The organism is Pseudoalteromonas rubra, assembly GCF_000967655.1.
GTDB classification, from domain to species: Bacteria; Pseudomonadota; Gammaproteobacteria; order Enterobacterales; family Alteromonadaceae; genus Pseudoalteromonas; species Pseudoalteromonas rubra_A.
Genome location: NZ_JXYA01000006.1, coordinates 52,808 through 65,290 on the forward strand (window position 1 = coordinate 52,808; position 12,483 = coordinate 65,290).

Sequence of the window (12,483 nt, forward strand, 5' to 3'; positions counted from 1 at the left end):
AGCGCGCCTGCTTTATTGTTTGCCCTTCCCGTTCAACAAAGCAACGTGATACCAAAAACAACTCACCTCCTTGCTAACACGGTAACAGATAACATTTTAATATCCACACTAATATGTTGAAATATATGAAATTACCCAAAACATTGATTAACCATGAAAATCCTCGTTGCGGATGACCATCATATCGTCAGGCAGGGACTGCTGGCGTTGATCCAGGCAGCTAACGTTGGCACCATCATTGCCGATGTCGATTCCGGTGAACGGGCCTGGCAATACATTATCAGCCATCAACCGGATATTGCCATCCTGGATATTACTATGGGCGAAGTAAGCGGGCTCAGCGTGTGTCAGCGCATCAAAGCGCGTCGTCTTAAAACCCGGGTGATTTTACTGACAATGCACAGTGACATTAAAGTCATTGATACCGCACTGGAAGCCGGCGCCCATGGCTATTTGCTTAAAAGTGATGCGTTTAATTCGCTAACCAACGCAATCCAGACTGTACAAGCTGGCAGGCAGTATCTCAGTGCAGATAATCAATCCGAGTTGCAAAGCTATCGCAACAACAAAACTGACTTTGATTTAACCATCCGGGAAAAAGAAATCATCCGCTATATATCCTTAGGCCAGACCAATAAGCAAATTGCCGAAACCTTATATATATCGGCTAAAACCGTGGATGCGCACCGCACCCGGATTATGAAAAAGCTGGGATTTAATAAAACCGCTCAGTTAGTACGCTTCGCAATTGAAGAAGGCTTATCGTTGTAATTCATAAACACGATACATACTAAGTGCCAGTATAGGGTAAATACCCTATACCCTGCCTATCGGTATCACTCTACCCTTGAGCCAATACTCACACACTCGCTGCAAAAGCCACAAATCTGCAGCGATAAAATACAACTCAAGGAATAGATATGAATACACGCAAAAAAAATACTGTGCACACACGCTCAAGCATAGCCTCTTCATTTTTCAGTCGCAGCCTGCTTGCACTGTGTGTACTCGGCATACCCTATGCAGCCCAGGCACAACAGCCTGATAAAGTCGGCGAGCGGGTTACTGTGAACTCCCATTTACCCGACGCTCAGGGCTATCAAACCATGGCATTACTCCAGGATGGGAGTTATGTTGCGGTCTGGGAAAGCCATAATCAGGGGAATAGCCGCATCGGGATTTACGCACAGCGATATAGCCAGAGTGGCACGCCACTTGGCAGTGAATTTATCGTCAATGCGCCAACACATACTCGTCCGCTTGAAAGACCCGCTATCAGTCGTTTAACTGACGGTGGCTTTGTCACTATCTGGCTTCGCAAAGATAGTGCAGATTACACCTATGCCCTGATTGGTCAACGCTTTCATGCCAATGGTGCAAAGCATGGTGAGGAATTTCAGGTGCCAGGCCAGGTATCTACCCCTTATGGCTTTCCCAGCGTCAGTGATCTGCCCGATGGCGGATTTGTAGTCACATGGCACCAGCAAGCAGATGCACCCGAAACCCGTTCGGACATCATAGCACAGAGATATGCGGCCAATGGTGAACCTAACGGCGCCAGAATCGAAGTAAATACGTCCAAACTGGGTGGTGCATTCAACCCTGTTGTAATCACATTGAACAATGGCCAATATGTCATTGCCTGGCAAGCACCTGACAGTGCGGGTAACTATGATATTGTCGCCCAGCGTTATAACACCGACGGGACAAAGTCTGGCAGCGAGCATACTTTACATCCAGGTGATGGCGTTCATCAGGCTGAGGTGTCACTCAGTGCGCTCCCGGATGGGGGCTATATTGCAACCTGGCAAGCGCAAAGTGATAACGGTCAGGATATTTTTGCACGGCGTTTTGCATCCGATGGCAGCTCATCCAGTAGCATATTCCAAGTTAATAAAGACGTCGCGGCAACACATAACACCCCAAAAATCAGCGCTCTTGCCAATGGTAGCTATGTGGTAACTTGGACAAGTTTTGGGGAAATCGGATCATTTGGTAGTTTTTACGCACAAGCTTTTTCACCGGATAATCAAAAGTTAGGCGACGAATTTCTGATTGAAGGACCATTTTGGGACACAGCCTCTCCACCAACTGTACTTGGCCTGAGCGATGATAGTTTTATAGTTAGCTGGGGGCACGTTGAAAACAACAGCTCTAACGTTGACGTGTTCGCACAACGGTACAAGTTAGCGTCGGTGCAAAGCAACACAATGACACTCACATTGCCGCAAACAGCGATACTGCAAGGCGATGTTGTCACACTGCCCCTGCAAGTATCAGGTACTGACATTTATGGCCTGGATGCTGTCGTCAGCCTGAATGACACCAGCAAAGCCCGTATCTCTGGTGGTGAATATGGCGAGTTTCTGCCTTCGGATGAGCGCCTGTCTGTGCCAATGGGTATCAGCGACAACCAATGGGATGGCGCACTGGCATTGATGGCCCCGGCCACCGCCAAGTCGGGCGAAGGCGACTTTGCCGCTGTCACTCTGATTGCCGAGCAGGCGGGTAACGTCAACCTGACGCTGCAAGCGCAAATAACCGATCAGCAAGGCAATTACCTGCTACAAAACAGTACCGACTACACATTTACCATCGCAGAGTCCGTTACCTTAACGGGTAATATTTCCAGCCTAAGCACCGCTGGCGACTTCGCCTTTGTCACGCTCTTAATCAACGGACAGCGCGTCACCATCAACCCGGATGGCAGTTTCTCTGTGCGCGTTGGCCTGGGTGACGTCACTATGACGTTAAGTGCACCGGGATATCTCACGGCCGAAAAGCAGGTCAACCTGACTACGGGTCAGGCCGATATCGACTTTGGTCAGATCAACCTGGTGGGTGGTGACAGCAATGGCGACAACCAAATCGATATTGCCGACCTGACCTTACTGCTGGGGGCTTATCGCTCTGTTGAAGGCGAACAAAACGGCTATGTGATGGCCGCCGACTTTAACCACGACGGCGCAATCAACCTGCAGGATCTCACTTTACTGGGTGCCAACTTTGGTAAGCAAGGACCACAAAGCTGGTAACTAATACATGGGGTTAGGGTTTAATGCTAACCCCTTTACAACAATTTTAAGGAGCAACAAGATGAAATATATGGTGTGTATTGCGGCGTTACTGGTGAGCCTGAGTGCTTTTGCAGAGCAAGGGCGTATTTACCTTAAAACGTCTAACTCACAAATCAAAACCGGCAGCGAATTTTATGTGGATGTGATGGTGGAAAACCTGCCTGAAGTCTACGGCGTACAGCTAACCCTAAGCTACGACGCCAAGTCTGTCACCCTTATTGATCAGGACGCTAAAGCCAAGGGCACACAGCTGGAACTGGGTGACTTTCTCAATAAGAAACACCTTTACACCCTGCGTAACCAAGCGGACCTGAAAACAGGACAGATCCAGTATATTGCAAGCCAGGTCGCACCGGCACAAAGTGCTGCCGGTAGCGGTCGCCTTGCCCGGCTGTACTTCAATGCTCCAGCCAATACCAGTGAAACCGAGGTGTCTATTCAGGTTGCAGAATTTGGTACCCGAAACGGCGAAAAATACACTTACGCAACTCAGGCGCCTTTGAGCCTGAGCTTTAATGCCAGCTATCAGGTGCAAAGCGCACCGCGCTCAAGCATCCCACTGTGGGCGATCGGCTTCGCAACAGTGTTGTTACTGGGTATTCTGAGTGCCTTTTTTATCCGCAGACGCCCGGCTGCCACGCCTGATAGCCAGCCTGCTTAAATTATGCGCTCTGCTTAGCGATGCTTATACTGTGTCGGGCAATAACCTCTGGAGCCCCCTGCTGGTCGTAACTTACCGTGCTTGGTTGCCCGACCACTCACCCGCTTGCGCCATAATCGAAAGCTGGCAGGCTTGAGGTGAGTGCGCATTAGTCGCACAATCGCAGATTCGTTTAATCCGAATTGCTGCTCAATGGCTTCAAACGGCGTTCTGTCTTCCCAGGCCATTTCAATGACTCTCGACTGCTCATCACTCGTTAACTGCATTATGTACTCTTATCTTACGTTTTTACTCTGTAACAGTACGAGGCAAAAAACCGGGTGGTTTAATGGGTTGCTGTGTATTTGGTGATGAATCTGGGAATTTAGGACTTTTTCTATAGAAGAGAGTAAAAATTACAAAGTCATTGATATTTTACATAAAAATTTTTCACTCTTCTATTTCAACAAAAATATAACCTATAAAAATCAACACCTTAAAATTGGCAAACATATTGCTCTATCTATATCGAATCTAATTTTTAAGGAGTCAAAATATGAAAAAGACAATGTTTATCTCTTTGCTAACTACCTCTTTAATGGCCAGTTCTGCCTTTGCCGCTGACAATAACTGGGAAAAAGAAGCCAGTGATGCCTGGATTGACGGAAAAGCAGAAGCCACTCTGTTATTTAATGGTGAATTGAACAACTTCGACATCAACACAGATGTGAAAAATGGCACGGTTATTTTGACCGGTGAAGTTGAACATGCCGTTGACAAAAAACTTGCTCAAGAGCTGGTGCTGGGCATCGACGGAGTTAAAAACGTTGAGAATAAGCTGATGGTTGTCGATATGTCTGATGAGAAGACTTCGGGCCAACACCAGGCAGAAACCAGCACCTTTACTGATGCCAAAATAGCCACAGTGATCAAGTCACGATTTTTATTTGATTCTGACATAGATGGCACCGACATTGATGTCGATGTCGAGCGTGGTGTCGTGACCCTTTCAGGGGATGTGGATACCGATGCTGAGCGCCAGCTGGCGGTGCAAATTGCCAAAAATGCCGACGATGTAAAATCGGTCAAGTCTCGCCTGACTCTGGATAAAGACGCATAACAGCCTTTGCAGATATCCCCGTTTTAACGCTTTTGAACAAACAGATTGAATAAAGAAGGATCAATTATGAAACGCTTTTCTATTGCAACGACGTTACTTGCACTGTGTGGAATGACAACGACGATGGCGCAAGCAGAGACCACATCCGATCCGGACAGCTACAAGATCTACACCGGCCTGGGTTATGGCCAATACTCTTTCCAGTGGGAAGACAGAGAAAATGACACGTCGTTTGACGAAGATGCCTCCATGCTCAAAGCTTATGTAGGTACGAAAATCAATCCATACTGGAGCTTTGAACTGGCTTACGAAAACTTTGATGAAGCCAGTGACATAGACAGCAGCGCGGAAATAGACGGCGTCTCTTTGTCTACCCTCTTGTCGGCTCCTATCAATGAATACTTTTCTTTGTACGCCAAAGGCGGCTGGCTGGAGTGGGACGCTGAGCTCTATACCGACATCCCGGCTATTGGCCGGATAACCTCTGAGCTCGAAGGAGGCGACTGGCTATATGGTGCGGGTGCAGCATTTCATGTCAGCGACAACGTCAATCTGCGTCTGGAATACGTGCGCTATGAGCTGGAAAACAACATTGAACCGGATATGGATGTGGCTTCCGTTTCAGTAGAGTATCAATTTTAACATAACTGAGAAACGCACTGCACAGTAGTGTAGTCCGAAGCGCTTTAGTGAGCACATAGGCTGTGCCGCTACAGCCAAACACCGGACCAAACTGCGACATAACGAAGATACCGGCCCTGAGCCGGTATCACTATTTCACCTTACGTAAAGGCCAAGCTAAAGCTTGACTTTACACGATAGCTGCGAAGCGTTGCTTCGGTCTTTATTATGCTACGAGTGGACACACATCCATGTGGGGGGCTTCCGGCTACCAAAGTGACCAGAGCCAGGATCTCTAAAATAGCTCATTTCACCTTGCGTAAAGACCAGGCTAAAGCTTGATTTTACACCACAGTTCGCCAAAAAGAGATACTTAATCTCTGGTACGGGTGGGCACACATCCTTGTGGAGGGCTTCCGGCTACCAAAGTAAACAGGGCCAGGATCTCTAAAATGGCTTATTTCACCTTGCGTAAAGACCAAGCTAAAGCTTGACTTTACACGATAGCTGCGAAGCGTAGCTTCGGTCTTTATTAAGCTACGAGTGGACACACATCCATGTGGGGGGCTTCCGGTGACCAAAGTGACCAGGGCCTGGATCTCTAAAAAGGCTTATTTCACCTTGCGCAAAGACCAAGCTAAAGCTTGACTTTACACCACCGTTCGCCAAAAAAGAGATACTTAATCTCTGGTACGAGTGGGCACACCTCCTTGTGGAGGGCTTCCGGCTCACCCGTCCATGGGTGAGCGTTCAGCAAGCTGCGAAGCGTTGCTTCGGTCTTAACTAAGCTACGAGTGGGCACACCTCCTTGTGGAGGGCTTCCGGCTCACCCGTCCATGGGTGAGCGTTCAGCAAGCTGCGAAGCGTAGCTTCGGTCTTGCTGAACCCAAACATCTTTGTGTAAGTAGCCTTGGTAGTTTACTTTGCTTGGGTCGAAGTGGATTTTTTTCGCTGACTTGCGCTGGCTCTGGTAGTCTTTTGTCAGGTTCATAATTGTCGGGGTGAGTTGGATGATGGCGTAGATGTTCACTAGTGTCATCAGGCCCAGGGCCATGTCGGCCAGGCTCCAGACTTGCTGCAAGGTGGCGCTGGCGCCCCATAACACCATGGCCAGGTAAACGCTTGTGTAACCGAGGCGTCCGGCTTTGTTGTCCAGCTTGAACAAGTGCAGGTTGCTTTCTGCATACGCGTAGTTGGCAACCACAGAGGTAAAGGCAAACAAGGTGATGGCGGCGGCTATCAGGTAGTCGCCCACCTCACCAAAATGTGCCTGCATGGCATTCTGGGTCAGGCTGATACCGGCCATTTCGCCACTAACAGGTAGCCCGGATAGCAATACCACCACGGCAGTACAGCTGCACAGTACCAGGGTATCAATAAAAACTCCCAGCATTTGTACATAGCCCTGGGCCACCGGGTGATTGGGCACCGGCGTTGCGCCGGCTGCCGCATGGGGCACACTGCCCGCACCCGCTTCGTTGGAATACAAACCGCGCTGAATGCCATTTTTAATGGCGGCCCCCAAAGCACCAGCACCGGCTTCTGTGAGGCCAAATGCGGACTGGAAAATATCCAGCAACATGGCTGGCACCTGAGTAATATTGAGGACCAGAATCAACAGTGCAGTTGCCACAAACGCCAGGCCCATAAAAGGCACGATCAGCTCGGCAAAACGCGCGATACTGCGCAGGCCACCATACACTATCGAGCCTGCCAGCACGGCGATCACCAGGCCCGTGTAGAGCGGATTAATAGCAAAGGTATTGTTCAGCGCTTCGGCAATGGTATTGGCCTGCATGGCACTGAAACTAAAGCCATAACCGAGGAATAAACACAACGCAAACACCACGGCCAGTTTAGGCTTGCCAAGCCCCGCGCGGATATAATACGCCGGGCCGCCGCGAAATTCGCGATGTTTATCGCGCACTTTATAGAGCTGACCGAGCACACTCTCAGCGAAGCCGGTTGCCATACCCAGCAGGGCTATCACCCACATCCAGAACACCGCGCCGCTGCCACCCAGCGAAATGGCCATCGCCACCCCCGCCAGGTTACCTGTGCCGACTCGCGCTGACAGGCCAGTGCATAATGCGGCAAAAGAGCTGATCCCCGAGCTGTCGCCGCTCATGCTGCCTTTCATCACACTAAACATATGGCCAAAGTGACGAAACTGCACCCATTTCAGCCGCCAGGTAAACCAGCAACCGGCGATCAGCAGCAGGTAAATGAGGATCTGACCCTGCCCCCACAAAAGATTGTTAATCGGGTCAACGATAAATGCCATCATAGTCACCTGCCTGTTGTTATTGTTGTTGTGTTTATTATGTTTATTCAGCCGCTTGCGTTAACGCCGGGACAAGTGCACACCCGCCAGCATACAGCGTACCGAGCCACCCGCCAGCTCAATGGCAGAAACCTCCAGCGGCAGCAAAGTGACACAGGACTCCAGCACCGCAATTTGCTCAGCCGTTAGCGCATCATAGGCTGTTTGCGACAGCGCCAGCACCCGCCCTTCACTTGCGCTCAGTTCCAGTGCATTACCACAAAAAGCGTTGATCTGGGCTTCACTCAGCGCTATCAGTTTTTTACCAGCCAGCTGCAAGCGGTGTTTGATTTCTGCGCGCCGCGCGGGGTCAACTATCATATCGAACCCGCCCAACGCATAGTCACTGCCCACACACAGCAGCACATTGGTGTGATAGACCGGTACGCCGCCCTCACTAAGCGCCTCGAACACCATAGGCTCAAAATTAAAATGACTACAGAACCGCTCCAGCACGTGGGAATCCGTACGTTTTGAGCGGGCGGTGTAGGCAACTCGCTCAATGTGATCCAGCACCATAGCGCCGGTACCTTCCAAAAACAGGTTGTCATATTCCAGGCCAGAGTAATCAATCACATCCTGCACCCGGTACTCGCGCTTTAACAGCTCAATGATGTCGGTGCGTCGCTCGCGGCGGCGGTTTTTCGCGTACATGGGATAGATGGCAATTTGCCCACCCGCATGGGTGGAAAACCAGTTGTTTGGAAACACCGAGTCAGGCGTATCTGTGCCTAAGTCTTCGAACAAATGCACCCGCACGCCGGCCTGCTCCAGCTGCTCAGCCGCCCGCGTTACTTGTTCGTAGGCCAGCTGGCTAACCCCGCCATCGAACTGCTGTGCCTGAGACTGAAAACTGTTGTCGGCGCGGGTTTCTTCATTGGGCAAAAAATGGTGTGGCCGGATCATCACCACGGCACTGGGCGCTTGTGGAAACATAACTGAATACCTCTAATACAAATACGGATAACACGCGCCGTCATGCCGGGCAAGATGGCGTCATTCATACACCTAAACTTGGCTGGTGCACAGGCTAGACGTGCGCGCGCCTGGAATATTTTTTCATCTACCATCGCTCATAAAGAAAACAAACGCAAAAACTATTGCAGTGATTTACTCACTTACCCAAAGCCAATACACTATGCGCTGGATTTACAAACTCAGGAAGTAGTGATGATCACGGTAGGTATCGACTTAGGCACAACCAATAGCGCAATCAGTTACTGGGATGGTGAACAAAGTGTGTTAATTCCCAATTCACTGGGCGACGCTCTAACCCCATCAGTGGTTGGGGTTGACAATAGCGGCGAGGTATTAGTGGGCAAAGCAGCTAAAGAGCGGCTGATCTCGCATCCGCTACACACCACCGCCTTGTTTAAACGTTACATGGGTACCCAACGTACCGTGACTCTGGGTAAGCAACACTATAGCGCCGCCGAGTTATCCTCCCTGGTACTGAAATCGCTTAAAGCAGATGCCGAAGCGCAGCTCGCGCAACCCGTTACACAAGCCGTGATCAGCGTACCGGCCTACTTTAACGACTATCAGCGTAAGGCCACGAAACTGGCCGCAGAGCTGGCCGGATTGGAAGTGCTGCGCCTGATCAACGAACCCACCGCGGCGGCACTGGCCTATGGCCTGCAATCTCAAGAAGACGACACCCATTACCTGATCCTGGATTTGGGCGGCGGGACGTTTGATGTAACCATTTTGGAATACTTCGACAGGGTAATGGAAGTCAAAGCTTCGGCAGGCGACAACCATCTTGGCGGCGAAGATTTTACCGGCTTGCTGATCTCGGATTTTCTGCGCCAGCACCAGCTGCAACCGCAGCAACTCAATGAGCATCAGCAGCAAAACTTAACCCGACTGATTGACGAGTGTAAATGCCGCTTAAGCGGCGAAAAACAACCGCACTTTGAGATAGAGCTGGCCGAGCAAACTCTGCGCTATGAGCTAAGCGAAGACAAAATGCGCGAGATCTGCCAGCCACTGCTCAACCGTTTACTCACGCCCATTGAACGGGCATTTAACGATGCCGGACTAACCCCCTCAGACATTGACCACATTGTCATGGTCGGTGGAGCATCGCGCATGAATATTTATAAGCAGTGCCTTATCAAAGCACTCAAATGCTTTCCGACTACTCAACTTGACCCGGACTTGGTGGTGGCGATGGGCGCCGGCATACAGGCGGGCCTGGTAGACAAAAACGAAGCCCTGGATGACGTAGTACTGACCGATGTCTCGGCGTTTAGCCTGGGGACAGGTACCCACAATGAGCACGACAACGATGGTAAGGTTGGCGACTACTTTACGCCCATTATTGAACGCAATACCGTTTTGCCGTGCAGTAAAGAGCAAGTATTTTATCCTATCCATAAAGCGCAAAAACGCCTGTTGATGACCATTTATCAGGGTGAAAGCCGCTATGTGAAAAACAACATCAAGCTGGGTGAAATTGATGTGCCGCTGCCCAAATCCGACAGCATCGACGACAAAATGGTCCGCGTACGCTTTACTTACGATATCAGCGGCCTGCTGGATGTAGACATTACGGTGGAGCAAACCCAGCACACCATCAGCCAGACCTTTGAACAGTCTTCTTCAATGCTGTCAGACAAAGAAAAGGCCCAGCTGAAAGAGAAAATGCAAAAGCTCAAAGTACACCCCAGAGATCAGCAGCATAACCGCCTGCTAATGGCCAAACTGGAGCGTATTTACGAGCAAAGCCGCGCTCAGTATCGTGAGCAGATAGCCGAGCTCATCAGCGTCTGGGAAGCGGCACTCGCAAGCCAGGACAGCCAACGTATTGAGCAAACATATCAGGAAATTACCCAATTTTTAAAAGAGTTAGGTGAATAAAGTGACAGACAATCCCTGGGACGTACTGGGCATTGAGCCCGGTGCAGACAAAAAGACCATCAAGCGTGCCTATACGAGCAAGCTCAAACAATGTAAACCCGATGAAGATCCTGAAGGGTTTCAGCGACTACGGGCAGCCTATGACGAAGCTTTGGCCCAACTGGAAGAACAACCACAGCAGCGCGTAAAGCTGGGTGCAGAGGAGGCGCCACCGGTTCAGGCCATCGAACAGGTCACCCCACAAAACAACCCACCGGAAGTTTTACCTGATATAACTGTGCAACCTCATAGTGAACCTGTGCAGACACACGTTTCAGCACCCGATGAAGGTGTTCAGCAGATGCAGGCGTTCAAAAAAGAACTGACGGAGCTGCTGGATAATTCCTACCGGCGCAACCAGCAAGGTGCCTGGCAACTGCTGATTGAGCACCCGGCCTGTGTAGATATGCAAAACCGCCGCACGGCCTCTCATCGGGTATTTCATGCCGTGCTGGATTTTCAAAAATCAGCGCGCGCGGAAGTCACCCCGCTGGATATTGAGATCCTGGTGTTTCTGAACCAGCATTTTGACTGGGCTGAAGATCAAGCGCTGGAGCAGCAGGTGGGCCATCCTGACTTTTACAATATGACCCACAAAGAAATGCCAGAGCCAGAAGTACGCATAGAGCCGGTGGGCGACACCAGCAACATCGCCAACCTGTTTATTGGCCTGACCATACTCTGTGCGCTGGGCCTGATCATGATTTCGCTCTAAGCGTCTGGCACCTCATGTGACGACGCAGCTGGCTGAGACGGATCTTCGCTGCTGCGTTTACGCCACCAGCTTGCCAGCACAGAGCCGCTGACATTGTGCCACACAGAAAATAAGGTGCCGGCCAGCGCACTGGCCGGGGCAAAGAACTTCATTGCCAGGGCAACCGCCAGCCCGGAGTTTTGCAGCCCCACTTCCAGCGCAATTGTGCGGCAGCTTTTCTCTGGTAACCCCAATTGCCTGGCCACCAGGTAGCCAAGCGCTAACCCCGTCGTATTATGCAGCACCACAGCCAGCGCCACGGTTGGCCCTATGGTCGGTAAGGTCGCCGCATTCAGTGCCACCACAATGGCGATAATCAGTACAATAGCCGCGACTGAAAACAAAGGCAAAAGTGGCGCCAGGCGTTGTATCGGGGCGCGAAAAAAATGGTTCAGCAGCACACCCAGTACCACCGGGATCAGGACAATTTTAAACAGATTCAGCATCATACCGGTGAGCGGAATATCCACCACCTGACCGGCCAGCAATTCAACCAGTAACGGAGTCAGTACTACGCCAGCAAGGGTGCTGATGGCCGTCATGGAAATAGACAAGGCGACATCGCCTTTAGCCAGAAAACACATTACGTTGCTGGCCGTGCCGCCAGCCACACAGCCCACCAGCACCATGCCTAAGGTCAAATCGGCGTCAAACTGCAACAAGGTGGCTACCAGCAAAGCCACCAGCGGCATCACGCTAAACTGCAACACTAGGCCAACCAGCACCGCTTTGGGTTGTGTTAGTACATGACGAAAGTCCGCCGGGGTCAGAGTCAGCCCCATGGTCAGCATAATAAAGGCAAGTAAAGGAATGATGCAGGCTTTGAGCGCCACAAACGGCTCGGGCGTAAATAGGGCAAAGGCACTGAGCAAAATCGCCCAGAGCGGAAACAGTTGTATGGTTAAACGCAACATATAAGGCGCTCGGTCTGGCAGTTAAGGTGGCTCAGTTATACCGCAATTACCGCGCAAAACAAATCCTGCCTCTGCGCTCGTATTTTTTACCCTGTGTGATAGAGTTAGGTCCAGTATCGTGGATTTATGCGAA

Annotated in this window: 11 protein-coding genes; 7 read left to right on the plus strand and 4 right to left on the minus strand. The window is 50.6% G+C overall.

The window, feature by feature from the left end:
• Window positions 1–153: 153 nt before the first annotated feature.
• The 3 genes from TW77_RS03315 (at window position 154) to TW77_RS03325 (ending at window position 3,738) form a co-directional block, all read left to right on the plus strand.
• Window positions 154–771 (plus strand): response regulator transcription factor, encoded by a 618-nt coding sequence (locus TW77_RS03315; protein WP_046003549.1) that lies wholly within the window; start codon window positions 154–156, stop codon window positions 769–771.
• Between the two features lie 149 nt (window positions 772–920).
• Window positions 921–3,035, plus strand: coding sequence for a dockerin type I domain-containing protein (locus tag TW77_RS03320; RefSeq protein WP_046003550.1), 2,115 nt, complete (start codon window positions 921–923; stop codon window positions 3,033–3,035).
• Window positions 3,036–3,096: 61 nt separating this feature from the next.
• On the plus strand, window positions 3,097–3,738 hold the full coding sequence (locus tag TW77_RS03325; RefSeq protein ID WP_046003551.1) for a cohesin domain-containing protein: 642 nt from the start codon (window positions 3,097–3,099) through the stop codon (window positions 3,736–3,738).
• A 14-nt stretch (window positions 3,739–3,752) separates the two neighbouring features.
• Here the strand turns inward: TW77_RS03325 and TW77_RS03330 are convergent, their stop codons facing one another.
• Window positions 3,753–4,004 carry a TIGR03643 family protein gene (locus TW77_RS03330; RefSeq protein WP_046003552.1) on the minus strand — a complete coding sequence of 84 codons (252 nt, stop codon included), beginning with the start codon at window positions 4,002–4,004 and terminating at the stop codon, window positions 3,753–3,755.
• 269 nt (window positions 4,005–4,273) lie between these two features.
• Between TW77_RS03330 and TW77_RS03335 the strand changes: the two genes are divergently transcribed.
• Both TW77_RS03335 and TW77_RS03340 read left to right on the plus strand, forming a co-directional pair.
• The gene (locus tag TW77_RS03335) at window positions 4,274–4,837 is read left to right on the plus strand and encodes a BON domain-containing protein (RefSeq protein WP_046003553.1); all 564 of its coding nucleotides are present in this window, start codon (window positions 4,274–4,276) and stop codon (window positions 4,835–4,837) included.
• Window positions 4,838–4,903: 66 nt separating this feature from the next.
• On the plus strand, window positions 4,904–5,479 hold the full coding sequence (locus TW77_RS03340; RefSeq protein ID WP_082078813.1) for an outer membrane beta-barrel protein: 576 nt from the start codon (window positions 4,904–4,906) through the stop codon (window positions 5,477–5,479).
• An 805-nt stretch (window positions 5,480–6,284) separates the two neighbouring features.
• On the opposite strand, the gene TW77_RS03345 is transcribed toward TW77_RS03340, so the two are convergent.
• Both TW77_RS03345 and ctlX read right to left on the minus strand, forming a co-directional pair.
• A complete protein-coding gene (locus TW77_RS03345; RefSeq protein WP_046003554.1) occupies window positions 6,285–7,745 on the minus strand; it encodes an alanine/glycine:cation symporter family protein in 1,461 nt (486 codons plus the stop codon).
• Between the two features lie 57 nt (window positions 7,746–7,802).
• The gene (gene ctlX, locus TW77_RS03350; RefSeq protein ID WP_046003555.1) at window positions 7,803–8,717 is read right to left on the minus strand and encodes a citrulline utilization hydrolase CtlX; all 915 of its coding nucleotides are present in this window, start codon (window positions 8,715–8,717) and stop codon (window positions 7,803–7,805) included.
• Window positions 8,718–8,771: 54 nt separating this feature from the next.
• Here ctlX and TW77_RS03355 point away from each other — a divergent pair, with 54 nt between their 5' ends.
• Both TW77_RS03355 and TW77_RS03360 read left to right on the plus strand, forming a co-directional pair.
• A complete protein-coding gene (locus tag TW77_RS03355) occupies window positions 8,772–10,643 on the plus strand; it encodes a molecular chaperone HscC (RefSeq protein WP_162197939.1) in 1,872 nt (623 codons plus the stop codon).
• 1 nt (window position 10,644) lies between these two features.
• Window positions 10,645–11,397: a J domain-containing protein gene (locus tag TW77_RS03360; RefSeq protein WP_162197940.1), complete on the plus strand. Its 753-nt coding sequence runs from the start codon at window positions 10,645–10,647 to the stop codon at window positions 11,395–11,397.
• Here the strand turns inward: TW77_RS03360 and TW77_RS03365 are convergent.
• Window positions 11,394–12,350 carry a bile acid:sodium symporter family protein gene (locus TW77_RS03365; protein WP_046003557.1) on the minus strand — a complete coding sequence of 319 codons (957 nt, stop codon included), beginning with the start codon at window positions 12,348–12,350 and terminating at the stop codon, window positions 11,394–11,396. The two genes, TW77_RS03360 and TW77_RS03365, sit on opposite strands and share 4 nt — an antisense overlap.
• Between the last annotated feature and the right edge of the window lie 133 nt (window positions 12,351–12,483).